Origin of the sequence: Psychroflexus sp. MES1-P1E, from assembly GCF_002836055.1 — a bacterium.
Lineage (GTDB): Bacteria > Bacteroidota > Bacteroidia > Flavobacteriales > Flavobacteriaceae > Psychroflexus.
Genome location: NZ_PJBS01000308.1, coordinates 1 through 21,990, shown reverse-complemented (window position 1 = coordinate 21,990; position 21,990 = coordinate 1). Strand labels below are relative to the sequence as shown.

Here is a 21,990-nt window from a genome sequence, read left to right as displayed (position 1 = left end):
AGTCTTAAAATGAATTCAAATATAAAACACTTGAGCGATTCCATATATATTTGATTTACTTTTGTGATATAATAAAGGGAATAGAATGGATACAGTTTATTTGGATAACGCGGCAACGACTCAACTAGATATAGATGTGATTTCTGCCATGATTGAAAGCATGCAAACCAACTTTGGAAATCCTTCGTCGACGCATGCTTATGGAAGAAAGGCAAAAGCAGCTTTAGAAAACGCTAGAAAATCAATTTCTGCCTTACTTCATGTCCCTTCCTCTAGCATTGTGTTTACATCTGGAGGAACCGAAGCCGATAATACAGCTATCAATTGTGCCGTTAGAGATTTAGGCGTCACCCGTATTATTTCTTCCAAAATTGAACACCATGCGGTCTTGAATTGTTTGGAGTTTTTAGATACTGAGAACAGAATAAAATTGGATTTTGTAAATCTTGATAAACATGGTTCCGTAGACCTTTCCCACTTGGAAACTTTATTAAAATCAGATACAGACTCAAAAACCTTAGTGTCCTTAATGCATATCAACAATGAGATTGGAAATATATTAGATCTTAAAGCCGTTGGGGAATTATGCCAAACCTATGCGGCTTATTTCCATAGCGATACAGTACAATCTGTGGGTCACTATGAAATGAATTTATCGCAACTTCCTGTTGATTTTATTGCGGTAAGTGCACATAAATTTCATGGCCCTAAAGGAGCTGGATTTATGTATGTAAGAAACAGAGCTCAACTTAAGCCATTGATACACGGAGGTTCTCAAGAGCGAGAATTAAGAGCAGGAACTGAAAGTATTCATAACATCGTTGGTTTACAGAAAGCTATGGAACTTGCCTATAACAACCTTGAGAAAGAAGCAACTTATATCAAATCTTTAAAAAGTTATTTTATATCAAGCTTGAAGGAAGCAATTTCTGGTATACGGTTTAATGGACATTCTGGCGATTTGGATAAAAGCACCTACACCTTAGTAAATGTGAGTATTCCGCTCTCACAGGCGGAATCTGATATGATGCTGTTTCAATTAGACCTTAAAGGTATTGCCTGTTCCAAAGGAAGTGCATGTCAAAGTGGAGCTCAACTTGGCTCTTTCGTTTTAAATGAGGTATACGGTGAAAATTTAGACTACCCTGGATTAAGATTTTCTTTTTCTAAATACACGACCAAAGAAGAATTGGACTACGTGGTCTCAACTTTAAAAAGCTTATCAACTTCAAAAGCTAGCGGATAGTTTTAAGTTAAAGACCCGAGGACTCAAAAAGTTTGGAATTGCAAATTGATTTCGAGAGGAAGAATCTCTTACAAAAGTATTGGTGATGGAATTCAATCTGTCGAACATATTAAAAACTTCAAAACCAACATCCAAGCTTTCAAATATATTCAGCCAATGGTTTTCTTTAAAAGTGTCGTTAGCCTCTTTTAAGGCATAAAAGAATCCGATATCTACACGTTGATAATCAGATAATCTACTCTGGTAGTCGTAAGGGTCTTCAAACTGTGGCGATCCTCCTGGAAGTCCAGTATTATAAACCAAGTTGAGGTATAGTTTCAATTTTGGCATATTGGGCACATAATCTTGAAACAAGGCTGCAAATTTGAGACGTTGGTCTGTAGGGCGAGCGATATATTCTCGATCACCTTGGCGTTCTTCGGTTTTTAAATAACCAAAACTAAACCAGCTTTCTGTGCCAGGGACAAATTCTCCGTTGAGGCGCATGTCCAATCCATAAGCATAAGCTTCTGCATCATTCCGTGCTCGATAGCGTATTCTTACGTTTTCTATGGTATACGGATTTACATTATTGAGTTTTTTATAATAGCCTTCAGTCACCAGCTTGAACGGTCTATCCCAAAGTTTAAAACTATAATCGTTTCCGGCTACGATATGTATAGATTCTTGGGCTTTTACATCTGGGACAACAGTTCCAGTAGAATCTCTTAATTCTCTATAGAATGGCGGTTGATGATAAAATCCTCCCGATAAGCGAAAGACCATGTCTTTATCCCAATCTGGTTTTATGGAAACTTGACCCCTCGGGCTTACCACTTGCTGGGTGTTGGATTTAATTCCTTCTCCTGAGACTCTCCAAGCTTGGCTTCTCACTCCAGCATTCATCCATATCTTAGAATTGCCTAGGCGAGTTCTATAGCTCCATTGTAAAAAAGCAGTAATTCTATCGATTTTTGTAGAGTTAAGAGCTCTTATACTCTGGAATGCTTCAATAGGAGCCTCAAAGGGATTGTAGGGTTGATCGTTTCCAAAATCGGGTAGAGGAGGGCGAACACTAAATCCGGCAGAGTCAATGACTTCATACTCTTGTAAACGGTCTCTAATGTCTTCATGGGAATACCTAGTTCCATATTCAATAAGGTGTTCATCAATTTGATGACTAGCTAAATGTTGAAGATTAAAGATTAAAGCATCCAGATTATTTCTTGCATGTGTAAATTGAGAACCTGCACCTTCAGTAAATTCAACTTCACCTAAATTACCATCCCCAAAATCTGTACTCACACTTCCTAATCTGTAATTTGCTAAAATATCAAAATACTCTTGTTCTTTCGTATGGTAAGCGGAAGCGATAAACTTTCCTGTATAGTTGTCATTTGGTTTATAGGTCGCTTTAAAAGCTCCAAAATAGGTTTCGTAAAGGCTTTCCTCTTCACCTTCATAAAAAATCAATAAGGCTTTGGGGTCATCTATAGTTCCAAAATTAGTCTGTCTGGTGAATGGCTCATAGCTGTACGAGTTTACAGCTATATTTCCTAAAAAACTGATCTCAAATTTGGGATTGAATTGATAAGTTAAGAAGGTTTGGACGTCTGCAAATCTGGGCTTAAAATTGGCTTCAGTTTCATTTGCATTTACGAATAAAGAATTGTCTCGATAGCGCATCCCAACTATGGCAGAAAGTTTCTTGTCTTTAGAAACACCCTCTACAGAAGCACTTCCTCCAAGAAAACTCGCTTCAAAACTACCACCAAAACTGACAGGTCTTCTATACTCGATATCCAAAACCGAAGACATTTTATCTCCGTACCTCGCTTTAAATCCACCAGCTGAAAACTCAACATTTCGAACCAAATCGGTATTTACAAAACTCAATCCTTCTTGTTGACCACTTCTTATTAAAAAAGGTCTATAGATCTCAATATCATTAACATACACTAGATTTTCATCAAAATTACCCCCTCTCACAGAATACTGTGTACTTAATTCATTGTTGGAATTGACTCCTGGTAAGGTTTTAAGCAAATTTTCAACACCTGCATTGGCCCCTGGAATTTTTCTGATGGTTTCTGGATCTAATGTGGTAATTCCTTCAATCCTAGTTCTTCCATCATTTTCAAGAATAACCTCTCCAATTTGTTCGATACTGGTTTTGAGGATAAAATTTAGTTCTTCAACTTGATTTTCTTTCAAGTTAAGCTTTGCAGTAATGGGCTTAAATCCTATGTAGGATATTTTCAATTTTAAAGTTTGTCCAGCAGTGATTTTTAGTTGGTAAAATCCGTTGGAATTGCTTACTGTCCCCCCTTGAGAAGTACTCACGTTGGCAAAGGCAATAGGATTTCTACTTTCATCGAAAATAATTCCTTGCACGGTGGCTGTTTGGGAAAAGACAGAAGAAGTTATTAAAACAAAAAGGAATGTGTAAAAATAGTTCAAGATATAGAGTATTAGTTTTTTCTGGAGAATTCTGTTTCAAATATAGCAGTATTCCCAACTTTATCAATAACAACGACTTTTAATTCATTTTTAGTATCTGAAATTTTATCATCGTTAAAATCGTGAATCAAAGTATTGGTCTTATAATCGTATTCCATCAAAATAAATTTACCATTTACGGTCGCTCTATAGCTCTCTATTCCAGTTTCTTCATCGTTTATTTCCAGTTCTAAATACCTGAAATTTGATACCCATTGCTTATTTCTAAAATTCTTCGGCTTAATACTAGGAGGTGTAGAATCTTCAAACAAAGCATAGCTTCCAAATTGATTGGTCCTAGTAGTCAGCCTATCTTTCTTTTTGTAAGTGCTCACATAATATTGACCACCCCAGGGATTAACTTGAGCGATATATAGCTTGCTTTGATCTTTTTGAGAATATTGACTTACATCAAATCCAATAGTGACTGACTTGTGAAGTGGAGTTGTATAGTTATGTAAGTCTACACTTAAGCCTTCTATATTAATTTCTAAATAAGTATCTTCATAAAGAGCATTTTTAGGAATATAGATATCAATTTTACCTTCTTCAAAAACACTAGCAGCATTAGCTTTGGCTAAATATTCAGTTTCTTTTTGTGTGTTGGGCTCAATGCCTACTCTAAAGTCACTTTCTAATGGGATAGTGATGGATTGGGTATTGCCTTTAAAATCTGAAACTTCAATTTCAAATTGCTGGTTAAGGCTATCTTTAAAAACACTTACAACTCCATGGTTATAAGTATCGGTGTATACACTTAATGGATTATTGGGCTCAACAAAAAGTTTATGAATTCTGCGTTTTTCTGTTTTATAAAATTCAAAATCTAACAGGCGATTAATATATCGTGTCTCATAAAATGAAAACTTATCAAATGTATTTTCAAAAATAGGTTTTCCATTCAGTTTGGTTTTAATGGAATACACTCCATTTTTATTATAGCTTAAGTCAAGTCTGTCTGTAACCTCAATACCAAATCCAATATCTCCATAGACCTTGATGGATTCTGTCATGAGATCACCATTATTTCTTGGTATTAATTTGAGTTGTTTCCTGCCAGAATTTCCGTTCACATGAGAGTCTTCTCCTATGGCATAGCTGTGCAAGGCAAAAACAGTGGGTTTCTGAGAATCCTGGATCTCATCGAAGCCAAATAAAAAAGGATTCATCGGTTTAGATTGATAATCTCGAATCTCAAAATGTAAATGAGGGCCTCCGCTAGAGCCAGAATTACCGCTGTAAGCAATAGTTTCACCTTGTGAAACCATTAGGTCAGATTCTTCTGGAAAAAGTTCAATTTCGAACGTCTCTTTTTGATACTGTTTTTCTTTGACCAGTTTTTGAATTTCTGGTGAAAAGTTGTCCAAATGTGCATATACGGTTTGATAGCCGTTGGGGTGATATATATACAAGGCTTTTCCATACCCACCATGTTGAATTTTTATTCTTCCAACATAGCCCTCCGCCGAAGCCTGAACAGAAAGACCAGTCGATCCTTTTGTTTTAATATCCATTCCCGCATGGAAATGATTGGAGCGCAACTCTCCAAATGTCCCTGAAAGTAATAAAGGGATATCTAAAGGCGACTCAAAATACTCCTTAGGTAAATCTTGACAGTAAGAAGACAAGCTAAGACTTAGTATAAATAGATATAAAAATATTTTCAAATACATAGTAGGTTAAGTTTTGAGCTCATTTAAAAAATCAAGAAAGTTGGCGTTGTCTTTTGGCTTCAAAAATCAAAATAGCGGCAGAAACCGATACGTTTAAAGAATCTACCTGGCCTTCCATAGGAATCTTTATAATTTTATCGGCATTTATTCTCCACTCTTCAGATAAACCTTGATGTTCTGTTCCTACAACTATTGCCGTGGCTTCTTTAAAACCTTCTGCAAGATAGGATGAAGAATCTTGCAAGGCTGCAGCATAAATCTTAATGTTATTGTTTTTTAAAAAATCAATAATTTCTGAAGTTGTTCCTGTTCCAATTGAATTGGTAAAGACCGTCCCAACACTAGAACGGATGATATTAGGATTGTAAAGATCTGTTTTGGGATTGGCAATGATAACAGCATCTAGTTTTGCTGCATCAGCGGTTCTAAGTAAAGCGCCAATATTCCCAGGCTTTTCTGGAGCTTCTGCAATCATGATAAGCGGCGTTTTGCTAGATAGCCTTAAATTTTCTATCCTTAAGTCTTTCGGTTTTGCAATGGCTATTAGTCCACCTGTCGAGGATCTATAAGCTAGCTTTTCAAAAACGTCTAGTGAGATTTCGGTAATTCCACAGTCAAATTTTTCAAGGTCTAAAGCACTGTCAAATAGATCTAGACATACTAAAACTTGAGAAAACTCATAAGCCGCTTTTTGCGCATAACTTATTTCCTGAAGGCCCTCTATCACAAATTCCTCCTGACTTTTTCTCAGCTTTGATTTCTTCTGAAGAAGTAGAAGGTTTTTAATAAACGGGTTATTGAAACTTGAGATTTTTTTCCTCATGGGTTTTATAAAAAAAAGGCTTCTGAAGCCATAGTTTCAGAAGCCTTAAATGTAATTAAATCTTTACGATTAGAGGTGGATAACTTCACCATACGCATCTGCAGTAGCTTCCATTACAGCTTCACTCATTGTAGGGTGTGGGTGTACTGTTTTTAAAACTTCGTGGCCTGTGGTTTCAAGTTTTCTCCCTAAAACAGCTTCAGCAATCATATCGGTAACGCCAGCACCTATCATGTGGCAACCAAGCCATTCACCATATTTAGCATCAAAAATAACTTTTACGAAACCATCTTTTGCTCCAGAAGCACTTGCTTTACCAGAAGCAGAAAACGGGAATTTTCCAACTTTAATTTCATACCCAGCTTCTTTAGCTTGCTTTTCAGTCATACCAACACTGGCAATTTCTGGATTTGAATAGGTGCATCCAGGAATATTACCATAATCTAGAGCTTCAACTTTTTCTCCTGCAATTTTTTCTACACAAAGAATACCTTCAGCAGAAGCAACGTGAGCCAAAGCAGATCCTGGCGTCACATCTCCAATAGCATAATAGCCAGGAACATTAGTTTGGTAAAAATCGTTCACAGTGATTTTATCCTTATCGGTTTTGATTCCCACATCTTCCAAACCGATATTTTCGATATGGGTTTTGATACCTACAGCAGAAAGAACAACATCTGCCTCAATAATTTCTTCTCCTTTTTTGGTTTTAACGGTGGCTTTTACTTTTTCACCTGAAGTATCTACGCTTTCCACAGAAGAATTGGTCATGACTTTAATGCCTTTTTTCTTGAAAATACGTTCAAATTGTTTAGACACTTCTTCATCTTCAGCAGGGACAATATTGGGTTGGAACTCCACTAAAGTAACTTTAGTTCCCATGTCGTTATAAAAACTTGCAAATTCAGATCCAATAGCGCCAGATCCCACGACAATCATAGTTTCTGGTTGCTTTTCTAGGGTCATTGCTTTTCTATATCCTATTACTTTTTTACCATCTTGTGGTAAATTAGGAAGCTCTCTAGAGTGAGAACCAGTTGCAATTATAATGTGCTCTGCTTCGTATTCAGTTGTTTTACCTTTATCGTCTTCTACAGAAATCTTCTTCCCCTTTTTTAAGGTTCCATGTCCCATGATGACGTCAATTTTGTTCTTCTTCATCAAGAATGCGACCCCTTTACTCATTCCTTCAGCAATGTTTCTGCTGCGTTTTACAACAGCTGTAAAATCTTTATCTGGATTATCAACCTTTAGACCGTAGTCTTCAGCATGATTTAAATATTGAAAAACCTGTGCGCTTTTTAATAAAGCTTTTGTAGGAATACATCCCCAGTTTAAACAAACACCTCCTAAACTTTCTTTCTCTATGACAGCTGTTTTTAAACCGAGTTGCGAGGCACGAATAGCGGCTACATAGCCACCTGGTCCACTCCCTAAAACTATAATATCGTATTTACTCATAACATTTTGTTTGCTAAGATTTTTAAAACGGCTAAATTAAGAATAATCAACAAATTTCACACTCAAATTGGTAGTCTTATTTAAAGGATCAGGGCTAAAAAAATTCCTAATACTATGATTCCGAATTTATAAATGTTGAATTTGTGATCTTTGGAAGACTCAAATAAAATTGTTGTCGAGACATGGAGGAAAATACCGATAACGATGGCATTCAAATAAATACCGATATTGTCGAGAAGAGTCGTATTTGCTTGAACAAAGCTGCCAAAGGGTGTCATGATTCCAAAGATCAATAGAAAGAAAACCACTTTGGCCTTAGATAAATTTGTATTGAATAAGAAGGACGAAATAATAATGGCAATGGGGACTTTATGGATAATCACCGCATAAAGTAAATGGTTATTTCCATGGATTGGCACTCCCTCCAAAAATGCATGTATACATAAGCTTATGAATAGCACCCAAGGGAAATTTGTATTTTCTTTAGAAATATGGAGATGACCATGTTCTGCCCCTCCCGACATGTATTCTAACATAATCTGAAGTAAAATTCCTCCCAAAATAAAAACGCCAATAGACTCAACCCCAGAATTATAAATTCCAGGTAGAAATTCTAAGACTGTAACCGATAGCAAAAAGGAACCACTAAAGGCTAATAGGAAGTTTATGATGACGAATTTCTCGTAAAGGAAGTACGAAATTCCAAAGCCAATAAGGACAGCAAGAATGGGTAACAGTAAATTCATAAAAACTACTAAAATATGAGACGTTCAATTATTTATAAGCTTGCTATCGGTTTTTCAAAACAAGGGAGCAAAATTAATGTATTTTTGCACTTAAAAATACCTTCTTTATGGAAATTAATTTCAAAATGATTGCCAAGTGTCTCTTTGAGTTTGAAGATGAACTTGCAAAAGAGTTGCGGGAACTTGGTGCTCTGGATATTAAAAAAGGAGTAAGGCACGTTTCTTTTGTCGGAGATATGGGCTTTATGTATAAGGCCAATTTGTCTCTAAGAACTGCCATAAGTATTTTGAAGCCTGTTTTTAGTTTTAAAATTTCAAATGAAGAGGATTTTTATAATGAACTCAATGCCTATCCTTGGGAAAACCTAATTGATAAAGATGGAACTTTTGCGGTAGAATCTACAGTAAATTCAGAAATTTTTACACATTCTAGATACGTCGTCTTTAGGACTAAAGATGCTATTGTGGATAGATTTCGAGATAAATTTAAGTCCAGACCTAATGTAGACACTGATAGGCCAGACTGCCAAGTAAGTGTTCATATCGATAGAGGAAATTGTGAAATTAGCTTGAATTCTTCTGGAGACCCCCTTTTTAAGAGAGGATACAAAACCGCTACCAACATAGCACCTATAAACGAAGTGTTGGCTGCAGGTCTCCTTTTAAAATCTGGTTGGACTGGACAATGCGATTTTTTGGATCCCATGTGTGGTAGTGGAACTATTCTCATAGAAGCGGCAATGATAGCCTGTCATATTCCCCCTAACATCAACCGGGAGCATTTTGCTTTTCAGAACTGGGAGGACTTTGATCAATCCCTTTTTGAAACCATAAGAGATTCAGCCTTGAAGAAAGTAAGATCGTTTAACTTTGAAATTAAAGGCTACGATAAAGCCCCTTCAGCAGTTGAAAAAGCAACTCAAAATATTGAAAATGCTAATCTATCTGAATTTATTACGGTAAAACGTCAAGACTTCTTTGAATCTATTAAAACTTCAGAACGTCATTTGCATATGGCTTTTAACCCTCCTTATGGAGTAAGATTGGATGTGGATATACCGGCGTTTTATGCCAAAGTAGGGGATACCTTAAAACGGAGTTACCCAGGAACCTCTGCTTGGTTTATAGTGGCAGACTTAGAAGCCATCAAGCATGTTGGCTTGAGACCTTCTCGAAAGATTAAACTCTACAACGCCAAATTGGAGTCTAGACTTTTGAATTATCAAATCTATGAAGGATCCAAAAAAGCAGCTAAGCAATAGATTTAATTATCTACAGCTTGAGTTTTTGTCTTGGAATAAATGGGGATGAGGTAGCTGATGGAGTATCCCCAGCCAGCACCAATACTAGAATTATCGAAGGTCCTTCGAAATCCAGGAACATATAGATTATCAAAATTATTGATCTCTGAAACCGATACCATATTTTTCAATTGAACGTGAGCGCCTAAGTAAAAATTATCAAAAATATTAACCCTTAACCCTGCTTGAAGTTCAATCCAACTTGCCGTGAGATTGCTGAAAGAGACATCTACATCCCTTATATCTGAAGGGAAATAATCATCTGTTGTATAAATTCTATAGCTCTGTAAATTTTGAGAATAACTAGCAAAGCCGTAGCGAACACCAACGTATATGAGGTTTTGCATTCCAATCCAGTTGTCATATACATTATAATTAACCCCTAATTTAATATAGCTACCATCGGTTTCGTTTATGATGTTTTGCTCATTAAAGGTTGAGGTCTCATTGCCTAACTCTGCTGCTATATAAAGATCCTCACTGTACCTATAATCAGCAGAAATTTCTAGACCTTGATAGTCTGAGTCCCAAGAGCTTTGACCAATCCTGCTCAAATCCAAACCGATGTTGAGTCCATATTTATCTTTAAAAAATATAGAATCGCTAACTTGTTCGTATTCGTCGGTTGAGTTTTCTTGTGCAAAAGAGTGCATGCCAAAACACAGTAGAATACTGCTAATAAAATAAGTATAGGTGAGTTTCAGATTCATTATCTATTGTAGTTTCTCTTATTTGGATATCTCTTATCCAATTGATGTCATCAAATTCTATACTCTCTTTCCGTGCCCTAAAATCAATAAAGTCTACCTTGAAACCGCAAGCTCGGTTTAAATAGGTTTCAACAGTTGCATAAGAAAAATTTAAAGTATCAATTAAACCTCCAGATTCTGACTGAGAGTTGACATTGAAAATATATTTAGTTTCAATGTCATCTGTTTTTAATGGAATAGCTATGGTTGAAGTTGAGTTAAATCCTATGGCACTGTCTTTATCAATTTCCCTCACCAGCAAGCTATTCACATTTTTGGATTTTCCAGGATTATTGGCATCAAAAAATTCAATGACCAATTTTGGAGTAGTTACAATAGCTTCAGCGCAAATATCATCCCGTTCACACGAATATATGCTCAGGACCACAAATGCAAAAATAATACCATACACTAAACCTTTTTTCATGCTCTTAAGCTTAAGCAAACCACATTTTCAACATGATGGGTTTGAGGAAACATATCTACTGCTTGGCTCTCATCCACTTTATAAAATTCATCCATCAGTTCTAAATCTCTAGCTTGAGTGGCAGAATTACAACTTACATAGACAATACGTATGGGTTTTACATTTAGTATCTGTTGGATCACATCTTTATGCATTCCATCACGTGGTGGATCGGTAATAATGACATCGGGTTGTCCATGCTTTTTAATAAATTCTGAATTGAATAGCTTCTTCATATCTCCAGCAAAAAACGATGTATTTTCAATACCGTTGAGTTTTGCGTTTGATTTAGCATCTTCAATAGCCTCAGGTACAGATTCTATACCCACAACATGTTTGGCTTTTTTAGCAACAAATTGAGCTATTGTTCCCGTTCCCGTATATAAATCGTAAACCAGTTCTTCACCCGTTAAGTTCGCAAAATTTCTGGTGATTTTGTAAAGCTCGTAAGCTTGCTCAGAATTGGTTTGATAAAAGGATTTGGCATTAATTTTAAATTTTAAACCTTCCATCTCTTCAAAAATATGATCTTCTCCGTAATAGGTACAAATTTCTTGATCATAAATAGTGTCGTTTCCTTTTTCGTTAATAACGTAAAGAAGAGAGTTAACTTCAGGAAATTCTTTAACAATATAGTCTAGAAGAAGTTTTCGCTTTTCCTTTTGTTCTTTGAAAAATTGAACCAAAATCATGAATTCACCCGTAGAACTCGTCCTTATCATGAGGGTTCTAAGCAATCCAGTTTTATCTCTTGGGTTAAAAAACTCTAGATCATGTTCTGTTGCAAAATCTCTTATTTTGTCTCTGATGGCGTTACTGGGGTCTGCTTGAAGGTGACATTTTTCAATATTCAAGATCTTATCCCACATCCCTGGAATATGAAATCCAAGCGCATTTTTATCTGTAATGTCGACTTCACTTGAAATTTCTTTTTCAGTTAGCCATCGACTATTGCTAAAGGAAAATTCCATTTTATTTCTATAGAAATAAATCTTTTCACTTCCCAAAATTGGGTGAGTTTTAGCGATTTCAATTTTACCAATTCGTTTTAAATTTTCTAAAACTTCTTTTTCTTTGTAAAACAACTGGTGTTTATAAGCCATATTTTGCCACTTACATCCACCACAAACTCCAAAATGTTGACAGACAGGCTCAGTTCTTTTGGACGATAATTTTATGAATCGATTAGGCTTGGCCTGGTAATATGATTTTCTCTTCTTGTAAGTGGTAACATCTACAATATCTCCAGGGACGACTTGGTCTATAATTAAGACCCTGCCATCATCTGCTCTACCAATGCCTTTCCCTTTACTTCCAGCATCTAGAACTTCTACGTTTTCGAAGGTTTTTTTAGTATTTTTTCGTCTTGCCATAGCGCAAAAATAAAGTATTGTTTGAATTACCGCTTTATTCGATTACATTTCTTTTAAAATGAAGTAAGTCTTATAATAATTCCAGTAAAATCACTCAAATACAAACCAAAATGGGACCTGAAATTCCTATTAAAATCTCATTAAATCTAAAATCAGATCGGTTTAGTTGCGCTACAAGCAATAGCATTTGGAGGCCTCGAAATAGGCAAAAGCAAGGTGCGAAAAGCACTTAGAGCGAAGATTAAAGGACTAGTTACGCGTAATTTAGGAGGCAATAAAACAAATGATATGTCTACAGGATTCCTTATAATTGTTGACCTTACACTGCTCATAAAGTTTTAAAAAAAACGCTAATCGATGTAAAACTATTAGCCAACATAGGTAAGTTTAAGCTTTGGACATTGAAAAATTCAAACCTTTGATTAAATAACTCAGGCTAAAGACAGCCAAAAAATTGAGTATAAACTGAAGTGAACGACTTTACCAGTCCAGTTGTTTATAAATTGTGTCGTTACTTTTTTTATAGTGTGGTCTAGAATTTGGATGCATACTTTAAGTTTTATTAAAATTTAATATTAATTAGGCTTTGTTTCATATTTTTATTTAAACTGAAACTAAATTGACCTATCTCTTAGTTAATAATTTTTAATAGTCTGTGAATTAGCTATTTTTGTAAAAATCGATAAAACTTAAGTTATGTCAACTGATACAATAGATAAATTAAGGGTTGAAGACATCAAATCTTCACAACAAGCAATAAACCTTGAAAATAAGTATGGAGCTCATAATTATCATCCATTACCTGCAGTTCTAAAAAAAGGAGAAGGAGTATTTGTATGGGATGTTGAAGATAAAAGATATTACGATTTTCTTTCTGCCTATTCTGCTGTTAACCAAGGTCACTGCCATCCTAGGATTGTAGAAGCCATGCACAAGCAATCTCAAACTATCTCTTTAACCTCTAGAGCATTTCATAATGACGTGTTAGGGGTATATGAAAAATATGCTACAGAATACTTTAAGTTTGATAAGCTTTTACCGATGAATAGTGGAGCCGAAGCTGTGGAAACTGCTATCAAAATTTGCAGAAAATGGGCTTATGAATGTAAAGGCATCGCAGAAACAAAAGCTCAGATTATAGTTTTTGAAAATAATTTTCACGGTAGAACCACAACTATTATCTCTTTTAGCAATGATGAAGAGGCGAGAAAAAACTTTGGTCCTTATACACCTGGCTTTATTAAGGTGCCTTACAACGATCCCGAAGCCTTAGAAAAAGTACTTAAAGAAAACAAAAATATAGCTGGTGCTTTAATAGAGCCTATCCAAGGTGAAGCAGGTGTTTTTACTCCATCAGATGATTTTATGTCAAAGGTAAAGACGCTGTGTAATAAGCATAATGTTTTATTTATGGCAGATGAAATACAAACAGGAATTGCAAGAACAGGAGCTTTGCTTGCTGTTTGCGGTAAATGTGATTGTCAAGGACATTGTGAACGTCAAGAAGCCACTTATTCTAGACCAGATGTTTTGATTTTAGGAAAAGCCTTATCTGGAGGAGCCTATCCAGTGTCTGCAGTTCTAGCAGATGATTGGATTATGAACGTGATTCAACCAGGACAACACGGGTCAACCTTTGGGGGTAATCCTGTTGCTGCCGCTGTAGCTATGGAAGCTCTAGAAGTCGTTAAAGACGAGAAGCTTGCCCAAAATGCAAGACGTCTTGGTGATCTTTTTAGATCTGAACTGAATAAATTCATAGAAAATCACAACATTGTAAATCTCGTAAGAGGTAGAGGTTTACTCAATGCTATCGTTATCAACGATTCTGAAGACAGCTCTACAGCCTGGAACATATGTGTCGCTTTAAAAGAAAATGGTTTATTAGCAAAACCTACACATGGTAACATCATTCGTTTTGCACCACCATTAGTGATCACTGAAGAACAATTGATGGATTGTTTAGATATCATTACAACCACACTTAAAGATTTTGAAAACTAAAAATTTAGCTACTTTTAGTATAAAGCCTTAATCTATGGATTAAGGCTTTTTTGTTTTTAAAAATAGAAGGGTATCTGTTTAAAGATTATTTCTTATTCTGATTTTACTTCCGTTTTCTTAACTTTTATTCGATACCCAGCTTAAAAGCTTTTAGTTTACCATACTCTCCGTCCGATGTGCGTATAGACTATAAATTTTAGGATAAATTTTGAAATGAGGAAAACGACTGAAGCTTTTATCTTCAAAAATTTACGGTTTAACCTTGCTAGTTTTATTGACTTAGGTATTTAATAACAGCATTAGAATGCACTCTCTTAAAACTAGTTAAAGATTAACCTCCAAACACATATTAAAATATTGTTTTATACCTCAGATCATTGCAATGCTTTCGTTATTTTAATTCTACATAAATTTAAGCGAGACTAGTCCAAAAAATGCTCTTTAAAATCCTTCCAAGTATAAATAGTAGTTGCCGCTTTTTCTTTCTCAATTACAGATCTAAAAAACCGCCATAATTCTTAGTCCTGTCCTTCCTTATAACTTCTAAATTAGCCCTTTTATTTTTTTTCAAATCCAAAACCATAAACCCCCATTACTGAACCCATCGAAATAAAGGCCTCTGGATCTATAATTTTCACTGTTTTAAGAATAGATTGAGAATCTTTTTTCTTTGCTAAAAGCATTAAGATCTTTATATCCTTTTGTGAGAAACCATCTTTCGCTTGAAGTTCGGTGATACCTTGGTCGTGGTTCGAAATAAGCTCGTTTTTTATTTTATCAAACATCTCTGTAAAAATAAAAACGTGAACAGATTGCTTTCTGCCCTCAATCACCAGATCAACACAATAGGCACTCACACTCATTGCTACAAAACCATAAACAACTTGCTCTATAGAACCCATAACAAAATAGGAAGACGATATAATGATTAAATCCAAAGTCAAAATAAGCTGACCAGGACTATAGTTTCGGTATTTATTAATCATCATAGCAACGATATCCGTACCTCCAGTACTGCCTCCTTGAGATAGAATAATACCCGCACTAGCGCCTGCCATTACACCTCCAATTATAGCACTCATAAATCTATCACTCACAAAAGGTTCAGTAATAATAATTTGCAATAGCCATAAAAAGAAGGATAACACAAATGTGGCAAATATTGTTTTTATTCCAAAGCCAAAGCCTAGAATCTTCAAAGCAGCGATAATTAATAAACCATTTATGATAAAGACAGAATACCCAACTTTAAAACCCATCATAAAATAAATAATAGTTCCAATTCCACTTACTCCTCCTCCAACAATTTCTGATGGAATAAGAAAACCGGTCCACGCTAGGGCATTTATGAAAAGTCCAAACGCAATAATAAAATAGGATTTAAACTGCTTATTGAAATTTAAAGGAGTTGTCATATTATTATAATGTATTAAATTCTGTGGCTTAAAGTATATTTGTGCAAAATTATGTTGAATTGCATTTGAACCAAATTATATTTGTCATTATTTTATATAAACCAAAAAATATTCGTTTTAGATATGAAGAATGAACTTGACTCGAAAGATATTCAGATTTTAAGTCTTTTGCTGAATAATGCACGGCTATCAAACAAAGAGATTGCTGCAAAGATTGAAATTGCACAGTCTAGTGCACACGATAGAATTAAAAAATTAACTCAGAAAGGATATTTGAAGGGGGCAAATGCCCAAATTGATCAAAAAAAGCTGGGACTTAATATTGAGGTAATGTTAGCCATTAAGCTAAATAAGCAACACCGTTCAATCATTACAGATTTTTTGGAAAAGGCATCTCAATTACCTGGTGTTATTCAATTGTTTCATATGGCAGGTGACAATGATTTTATTTTGCACATCGCAGTTAAAGACACTGACGAATTAAGGAGCTTTATTCTCGATAGATTATCTACTCTAGATTATATACACAGCACTCAAACTACTATGGTTTTACACAGTGAAAAGGTAAATAATATTCTATAAACATTCAGTAAGTAGTTCAGTTGTTAATCAGTTGCTTAGGTGATGAAGGCTATCAATTTTAGTTGATTCATTTTAATGTAACATAATGTTTTTGCATAAAAAGAAGCAATTTATTGCGACATTTTAAATTTAATTTAAAAGATAAGACTTTATCGTTCATGAGAAATTTTTATATCGCTATTGTTAAAGTTATAAATGAAACCTTGATCACACTTTTTAATTTTGACAGTCACAGACTACCAAAGGATTACAAACAAACTATAAAAGATAAACTAATGGAATACAAACATTTAAAAAACGGCTCTAAAAAAAGCCTTGACTTTCTTGTGCCCAAACTGAAGAAAAAAGGGCAATATCAAGTGAAACTGACATAAAAAGAAACCAACCCAAAAAAGACTTGCTTCAAGTGGCCATCAAAAAAAGGTACCTAATTTGATGTAAAACCTTTTTTCCTTTTTTAAGGTCTATACCTAATCGTTGACTTCTCCCTTACCATCAATTCCAAATCAGTCAACATAGTATATAGCTTCTCCCTATCAGCATGCCATATACTTAGTTATTGGCAACTGATATTATTCCAGTATTTCTTTTAGTTTTTCATTCAATTTTTCTCCTCTTAAGTTGCGTCCAATTATTTCTCCATTCTCGGCAATTAAAAAGTTGTCAGGTATTCCATTAATTCCATAAATGAGAGAAGCTTCATTTTTTTGACCTTTTAAATCACTGACGTGTTCCCAGTTTAAACTATCTTTATTTATTGCTTTTAGCCAACTTTCTTTGTCTTCGTCTAACGAAACTGCAAATATTTCAAATCCTTTTGGATTGAATTTTTCATAAGTTTTCACGAGGATCGGATTTTCTAGACGACAAGGACCACACCAAGAAGCCCAAAATTCGAGAAGTACAGCTTTTCCTTTCAAATTGGACAATTTTTTCAATTCTCCATTTTGGTTTTTCGATTCAAAGTCCGCAAATTGATCTCCGATTTTTGGTTCTTTATTTAACTCAATATATTTTGTGATTTCACCCCCGAATTTTGAATTTTTATTTTCTTTTGAAAGTTGTTCATAAAGTCCTTTGGTTTTTTCTTTTCCCCAAGTTGTTGAATAAAATGAGAGCATTGAAGCACTTACAATACTATTTGGATTATCTTTTATAAATTCAATTTCTAATTTTTGTGCCTCTTCTCTTGGTAAGGTATCTATTTTTTGATGTAAAATGAAACTCAAATTTTCTGGTTCAGAACCTGTTATTTTTGCATTTCTAAAATCAGTTTTAGTTGCGTCAAATGTCATTGGTTTATTTTCTGCCCACAAAAATCTATATTGAGAAAAGTCTTCAGTTCTTATGATTACTTGTAAAGGCGAGCTCGATAATTTTGATTTAAAAACAAATGTATTATTCTTAATTTTAGTTGAGTCGATAGTATTATTTTCAACTTCTAAATATAGAGTTGTTCCATTTTCAATTCCGTTCGTTGTTCCATTTAAAAAAAATTCCATCTCAGGTTTTTCATTGCACGAAATTGATAATAATATTATTATTCCGAATATTATTCTTTTCATCTATGTTTGTTTTTGCTTGTTGCCAATATTAACCTTAAAAATAGCGGTGCCTAAAGATAATAATTTTTTGGTCATTATTTATTAGGGATTTTAGGGGGTTGTTTCTTTACAAAGATTGGTTTTGAATGTGATTGATTTAAAAGTCTTAACATTCAAAACATGCTTTAATAAACGGTAAAATCTCGAAGCTAATTAATCTAAATCTCAATATTTGAATACACTCTATTATAAATATTTAAAGAAAAACCTCCAAACACTTCTTAAAATTTTGTTTTACAAGTACTTAATAGCAAATCAATAGCTGATTAATGGCCTCCAATGGCTTATCAATCACCTTGGATTGGAAGACCAACGGGTATGCAAAAACCTGTTGGTTCACCCTTAGTTATAAAGTTGAAGGTTTCTGTTTTGCCTAGATAGGTAGAAGTAAAACACAACAAAAAGAAATCACCCTAAAAAACACCTCCTTTAGATAACTAACCGAATAAAAGGGCATGTAAAGCACTCTAAAAAAAAACCTCTCCTTTTGTAAGGTTCTTACCAACTCCTAGAATTCTCCTTACCAGTAATCCCGAGTCAGTCAACAAATTATATAGCGGACTCCACTGAGCCTTTTGTCGTGCCTTATCAGGTAGGTCTGTCGAAGTATTCACATATTCATACTCCATATGCCAATTTATTAGCCCTAGTTATTTCTCCGGATATGCTTTTGTACCTGCATCATCCAGTCTTTTTCGATAGCTAATTTTATATCAGGTTCAATTCCAATAGATTCTAATTTTAGATATTTTGAGTGCTTTTTAGACGTTAGAACTACTACGTAATCTTCACAAGGTAGATTGTAATTAGAATCTACTATTTCGTATGCTGCTGTTCCACTCGTTCTATTTCCCAGGATGGTACAATTTTCAAAATCACTTAGTTTATATGCAAATTGTTCTGCATTACTTGCGGTTCTGTGATTAACTAAAACGTAGACATTATTTTGTTTAATATATTTCTTTAAAACTTTAAATAGTCCGTTAGAATTTCTGTCGCCACCACCACCATTATCTCGTAAGTCTAAGATTACATTCTTCTTGGTCAAAGTTCCTTCTAGAGATTTGTAAAATTCATTGGCATCAGAAAGTGTGGGATTCCAAGAGTTAAAACTCCCCACTTTTAAGTAGGTTGTTTCTGGTGATATTTCCTCTCTTAAATAGGTGGTTTGAGGATATTTTGAAACGGAATAATTAGGTATTGATGGCTCTTTTTGAAATCGCATAGTCAGAAAAACCCCATTTTCAATCCGTTCGCCATAGGATATCATTCTTTTACTAGTCATATTTCCACCAACAGCTAATAAATAATTATGGCCATAAGGAACTAAAGTGTAAATCACTTCACCAGCTTCCCAAACTTCATTTTCTGAATCTAAAATAATAGCTCTGTAGGAATCACTTTCTACCATTTTATAAACTCCAAGAGTCATATATCCTTTTCTGAAGTAAACGCCTTCAATAGAACTAATAGGTTGCTTTTTGAGTGCTGTTCTCAGACTATCTAAACTTATAACTGGTCTTGGATAAACAGTAAAGAGCTCTGATTTTTTAAATATTTTAAACTTAGCAGTATCATTTTTTAATTCTTCATCTAATCCTGTGTTAATGCCATAAAGATTACAATGTCTATCATTTAAGGAAAGCATCAACTTATTCAATTCAAGAAAACACTCATAATCAGGGTTTAGATTTCTAATCTCTTTTTTTTATTTTTGCATATTCCATCTCATAAGCCACTTTGCTTACTTTGTAGGAAGGTGTTTTTTGAATCTTTTCTTTTAAAAATTCTAAATCCATTTTACAACTGCAATCATTGATTTGAGCATTTGAAAATGCGATTGAGAAAATAAAAAAAAGAAGTGAAATAGGAGCCTTTTTAAATTTTCGCATATGTTTTTTTTTGATTAAAGTTAACGGTCTTGTTAAAAAGCGTTTCAATGCTTTTTAACTTTTGTGTGTGCCCAGTATGGGCGTCTTTTTAGCTACCGAAAGGTCGCTAATTGATTTAGAGGGTGAAAGTCCTCAATGCGCGGAGGTAAAGCTCTTGAACCCTTAGTAAGTCGCAAGCTTGTTAAGCGAGACTACAAATTCTGGTACTGACCCTACGGCTACGCTCAGGACAGGCCAAGTAGGAACAGAATATGAGCGACTGGAAAGATGGATTGCGAACTGTTGTATACAGCCTGTCCCGATTTTTATCGGGAGGATGCCTATGTACGGTGGTGTGAGGGGTGTACTCCGTCATCTGATGGCGGAGCCATCCACTCGATTGTAGGCAGTTATTTTATTCGATTTGCCTCTTTATCAACTCCTTGACTTTCTTGTATTACTCTATATTTTTCTATTTCGCCTTTTTCATTTGATATAAAAGTGTATGATACTTCAGGTGACCAACCATCAACGATAAACTTCGTTTTTGAAACTGGCACGAGTTCCATTTTATAGTCGGAACTCATCACTGCATAAAGTTTGTCATTTTCAAAAACTATTTCTTTTTCTTTTTGATTATGTGTTAAATATTTTCCTGCATATACTTTTAAAATCTTGCTGTCCAATTTAATTGGTTTTTCTATATCTTGGTTGTATAAAATTCTACGAGTGTTTTTTATAGGTATTTCTGTTTTAGATAATGAATTGTTTTGTAAAATAATTATTGTTTTATCATTGTCAATATCTCTTTCAATGTATGAAATGTAACCAGCCCAACCTCCGGAATGAGAAGCGACTCTTCCATATGTTTTTGTGCTATCAATCATCCAACCAAATCCATAGTCTGTTTGAGAACTGTCTTTTGTTATAACTGACGAAAATATCAGCTCACGGTCTTTGTCGTTGATTAACTTATTTTTGTAGAGCGCTCTATCCCATTTTAGTAAATCTTGTGGATTTGAGTTTACCATTCCATCTCCAACTATACCATCGAGATATACTACATAAAAATCTTTGCCAACTTCGTCAGGTAAAATCTTTTTTTGTAGACTATCCGAATAAATATATCCTTTAGCATAGTTCTGAATTTCTTTTGGTGCAAATCTTCTTCTATAAACGAAAGTTTTGTGCATATCTAAAGGTTTGAATATTTTGTCGTTCAGATAATTTCCAAATTCTTGTCCGCTAACTCTTTCAATAATCGTTGCTAAAATTAAATAACCAGTATTACTGTAATCCCATCTCTCGTTTGGTTCAAAAAGTTTTTTTGGTTGGACTTGTTTGAACATTTTAAGTATATCATCATTCGTTGCAATTTTTGATTTATCCCAATTTTTATCTGCAATACCCATATAATCTGGAAGTCCGCCTGTATGATTTAATAGATTTTTTATTGTAATTCCTTTATAGTCTATTAATTCGGGAACATATTTGGAAATATCATCTTGATAAGATATTTTCCCTTCCTTTTCAAGTTGAACAATTCCCATCGCAGTAAATTGTTTTGAAACTGATGCCAATTCAAATACTGTACTGTCATTTAATTTTCTATTAGTTTGCTCGTCAGCAAATCCATAGCTTTTCTCAAAGATTATTTGTCCATTTTCGGCAATTAATACACTTCCATTAAATGAACCGTTATCAAATAATTCGGAATACAGCGTGTCAAGTTTTAAAGTTTTTTCATTAATTACAGGTTCAGATTTTGCGATTTCTGTATTTTTTTTACAAGAGATTAAACAAATAAATCCAATAATTAGAATCAATAAATAGTTTTTCATTGGTTGATTAAATTTTAATTGATAAATGTTTTTATTGTATAACGGAATTTTCTTGGATAATTGCCTACAACCTTTTTGTATATGGTTTGTTGCGTGTTTCAAGTAACTAATTACTAACCAAGAAAGTCCGCGAGGACTTTCGCAAGTAGGCAAGAAGCTAGCCATACATTATATACGGTGTGTGCCCAGTATGGGTGTCTTTTTAGCTACCGAAAGGTCGCTAATTGATTTAGAGGGTGCAAGTCCTTTATGGGCAGGGGTAACGCCTTGAACCCTTAGTAAGCTGCTAGCTTGTTAAGGGAGACCTTAGAAGTGAAGTAAGCGAGACTACAAAAGTCTGAACCGACCCTACGGCTT

Annotated in this window: 17 protein-coding genes; 4 read left to right on the top strand and 13 right to left on the bottom strand. The window is 34.5% G+C overall.

Features of this window, described 5'->3' with window-relative positions; genetic code table 11:
* The first annotated feature begins 85 nt into the window (after positions 1–85).
* Positions 86–1,246: a cysteine desulfurase family protein gene (locus CXF67_RS10780; protein WP_102088752.1), complete on the top strand. Its 1,161-nt coding sequence runs from the start codon at positions 86–88 to the stop codon at positions 1,244–1,246.
* On the opposite strand, the gene CXF67_RS10775 is transcribed toward CXF67_RS10780, so the two are convergent.
* The 5 genes from CXF67_RS10775 to CXF67_RS10755 form a co-directional block, all read right to left on the bottom strand.
* Positions 1,229–3,685, bottom strand: coding sequence for a TonB-dependent receptor (locus tag CXF67_RS10775; protein WP_102088751.1), 2,457 nt, complete (start codon positions 3,683–3,685; stop codon positions 1,229–1,231). The genes CXF67_RS10780 and CXF67_RS10775 overlap by 18 nt on opposite strands.
* An 11-nt stretch (positions 3,686–3,696) precedes the next feature.
* Entirely contained in the window at positions 3,697–5,397 is a 1,701-nt protein-coding gene (locus CXF67_RS10770; protein ID WP_102088750.1) for a M23 family metallopeptidase, read from the bottom strand.
* A gap of 31 nt (positions 5,398–5,428) precedes the next feature.
* Positions 5,429–6,220 carry an RNA methyltransferase gene (locus CXF67_RS10765; RefSeq protein ID WP_102088749.1) on the bottom strand — a complete coding sequence of 264 codons (792 nt, stop codon included), beginning with the start codon at positions 6,218–6,220 and terminating at the stop codon, positions 5,429–5,431.
* Positions 6,221–6,289: 69 nt separating this feature from the next.
* Complete coding sequence (gene lpdA, locus CXF67_RS10760) at positions 6,290–7,681, bottom strand: dihydrolipoyl dehydrogenase (protein ID WP_102088748.1); 1,392 nt, start codon at positions 7,679–7,681, stop codon at positions 6,290–6,292.
* An 80-nt stretch (positions 7,682–7,761) separates the two neighbouring features.
* Entirely contained in the window at positions 7,762–8,427 is a 666-nt protein-coding gene (locus CXF67_RS10755) for a ZIP family metal transporter (RefSeq protein ID WP_102088747.1), read from the bottom strand.
* Between the two features lie 107 nt (positions 8,428–8,534).
* Between CXF67_RS10755 and CXF67_RS10750 the strand changes: the two genes are divergently transcribed.
* Entirely contained in the window at positions 8,535–9,689 is a 1,155-nt protein-coding gene (locus CXF67_RS10750; protein WP_102088746.1) for a THUMP domain-containing class I SAM-dependent RNA methyltransferase, read from the top strand.
* 2 nt (positions 9,690–9,691) lie between these two features.
* Here CXF67_RS10750 and CXF67_RS10745 read toward each other — a convergent pair whose 3' ends face one another.
* The 3 genes from CXF67_RS10745 to rlmD are packed head-to-tail and all read right to left on the bottom strand — an operon-like array spanning position 9,692 to position 12,316.
* Positions 9,692–10,438 carry a DUF6048 family protein gene (locus CXF67_RS10745; protein ID WP_102088745.1) on the bottom strand — a complete coding sequence of 249 codons (747 nt, stop codon included), beginning with the start codon at positions 10,436–10,438 and terminating at the stop codon, positions 9,692–9,694.
* Positions 10,404–10,904 (bottom strand): DUF6452 family protein, encoded by a 501-nt coding sequence (locus tag CXF67_RS10740; protein ID WP_102088744.1) that lies wholly within the window; start codon positions 10,902–10,904, stop codon positions 10,404–10,406. The genes CXF67_RS10745 and CXF67_RS10740 overlap by 35 nt, the downstream gene beginning before the upstream one ends.
* Positions 10,901–12,316 carry a 23S rRNA (uracil(1939)-C(5))-methyltransferase RlmD gene (gene rlmD, locus CXF67_RS10735; RefSeq protein WP_102088743.1) on the bottom strand — a complete coding sequence of 472 codons (1,416 nt, stop codon included), beginning with the start codon at positions 12,314–12,316 and terminating at the stop codon, positions 10,901–10,903. Before rlmD ends, CXF67_RS10740 begins: the two co-directional genes overlap by 4 nt.
* 696 nt (positions 12,317–13,012) lie before the next feature.
* Between rlmD and rocD the strand changes: the two genes are divergently transcribed.
* Positions 13,013–14,320 (top strand): ornithine--oxo-acid transaminase, encoded by a 1,308-nt coding sequence (gene rocD, locus CXF67_RS10730; protein ID WP_102088742.1) that lies wholly within the window; start codon positions 13,013–13,015, stop codon positions 14,318–14,320.
* Between the two features lie 557 nt (positions 14,321–14,877).
* On the opposite strand, the gene CXF67_RS10725 is transcribed toward rocD, so the two are convergent.
* Positions 14,878–15,735, bottom strand: a complete 858-nt coding sequence (locus CXF67_RS10725; RefSeq protein WP_102088741.1) for a YitT family protein — start codon at positions 15,733–15,735, stop codon at positions 14,878–14,880.
* Between the two features lie 123 nt (positions 15,736–15,858).
* On the opposite strand from CXF67_RS10725, the gene CXF67_RS10720 reads away from it, so the two are divergent.
* Positions 15,859–16,317, top strand: coding sequence for an Lrp/AsnC family transcriptional regulator (locus CXF67_RS10720; RefSeq protein WP_015025472.1), 459 nt, complete (start codon positions 15,859–15,861; stop codon positions 16,315–16,317).
* Positions 16,318–16,889: 572 nt separating this feature from the next.
* Here the strand turns inward: CXF67_RS10720 and CXF67_RS10710 are convergent.
* The 4 genes from CXF67_RS10710 to CXF67_RS10695 form a co-directional block, all read right to left on the bottom strand.
* Positions 16,890–17,882 carry a TlpA disulfide reductase family protein gene (locus CXF67_RS10710; protein ID WP_102088739.1) on the bottom strand — a complete coding sequence of 331 codons (993 nt, stop codon included), beginning with the start codon at positions 17,880–17,882 and terminating at the stop codon, positions 16,890–16,892.
* Positions 17,883–18,567: 685 nt separating this feature from the next.
* Complete coding sequence (locus CXF67_RS10705; protein WP_102088738.1) at positions 18,568–19,569, bottom strand: S41 family peptidase; 1,002 nt, start codon at positions 19,567–19,569, stop codon at positions 18,568–18,570.
* Between the two features lie 46 nt (positions 19,570–19,615).
* The gene (locus CXF67_RS10700; RefSeq protein WP_145990460.1) at positions 19,616–19,861 is read right to left on the bottom strand and encodes a hypothetical protein; all 246 of its coding nucleotides are present in this window, start codon (positions 19,859–19,861) and stop codon (positions 19,616–19,618) included.
* Between the two features lie 341 nt (positions 19,862–20,202).
* The gene (locus tag CXF67_RS10695) at positions 20,203–21,633 is read right to left on the bottom strand and encodes a serine hydrolase domain-containing protein (RefSeq protein ID WP_102088736.1); all 1,431 of its coding nucleotides are present in this window, start codon (positions 21,631–21,633) and stop codon (positions 20,203–20,205) included.
* Positions 21,634–21,990: the final 357 nt, after the last annotated feature.

What these genes read in the sequence shown, in the direction of transcription:
- CXF67_RS10745 (WP_102088745.1), bottom strand. Translation starts at nt 10,438, where the DNA reads ATGAATCTGAAACTCACCTATACTTATTTTATTAGCAGTATTCTACTG.
- CXF67_RS10710 (WP_102088739.1), bottom strand. Translation starts at nt 17,882, where the DNA reads ATGAAAAGAATAATATTCGGAATAATAATATTATTATCAATTTCGTGC.
- CXF67_RS10720 (WP_015025472.1), top strand. Translation starts at nt 15,859, where the DNA reads ATGAAGAATGAACTTGACTCGAAAGATATTCAGATTTTAAGTCTTTTG.
- CXF67_RS10780 (WP_102088752.1), top strand. Translation starts at nt 86, where the DNA reads ATGGATACAGTTTATTTGGATAACGCGGCAACGACTCAACTAGATATA.
- CXF67_RS10765 (WP_102088749.1), bottom strand. Translation starts at nt 6,220, where the DNA reads ATGAGGAAAAAAATCTCAAGTTTCAATAACCCGTTTATTAAAAACCTT.
- CXF67_RS10705 (WP_102088738.1), bottom strand. Translation starts at nt 19,569, where the DNA reads ATGCTTTCCTTAAATGATAGACATTGTAATCTTTATGGCATTAACACA.
- CXF67_RS10770 (WP_102088750.1), bottom strand. Translation starts at nt 5,397, where the DNA reads ATGTATTTGAAAATATTTTTATATCTATTTATACTAAGTCTTAGCTTG.
- rlmD (WP_102088743.1), bottom strand. Translation starts at nt 12,316, where the DNA reads ATGGCAAGACGAAAAAATACTAAAAAAACCTTCGAAAACGTAGAAGTT.
- lpdA (WP_102088748.1), bottom strand. Translation starts at nt 7,681, where the DNA reads ATGAGTAAATACGATATTATAGTTTTAGGGAGTGGACCAGGTGGCTAT.
- CXF67_RS10740 (WP_102088744.1), bottom strand. Translation starts at nt 10,904, where the DNA reads ATGAAAAAAGGTTTAGTGTATGGTATTATTTTTGCATTTGTGGTCCTG.
- CXF67_RS10695 (WP_102088736.1), bottom strand. Translation starts at nt 21,633, where the DNA reads ATGAAAAACTATTTATTGATTCTAATTATTGGATTTATTTGTTTAATC.
- rocD (WP_102088742.1), top strand. Translation starts at nt 13,013, where the DNA reads ATGTCAACTGATACAATAGATAAATTAAGGGTTGAAGACATCAAATCT.
- CXF67_RS10750 (WP_102088746.1), top strand. Translation starts at nt 8,535, where the DNA reads ATGGAAATTAATTTCAAAATGATTGCCAAGTGTCTCTTTGAGTTTGAA.
- CXF67_RS10725 (WP_102088741.1), bottom strand. Translation starts at nt 15,735, where the DNA reads ATGACAACTCCTTTAAATTTCAATAAGCAGTTTAAATCCTATTTTATT.
- CXF67_RS10755 (WP_102088747.1), bottom strand. Translation starts at nt 8,427, where the DNA reads ATGAATTTACTGTTACCCATTCTTGCTGTCCTTATTGGCTTTGGAATT.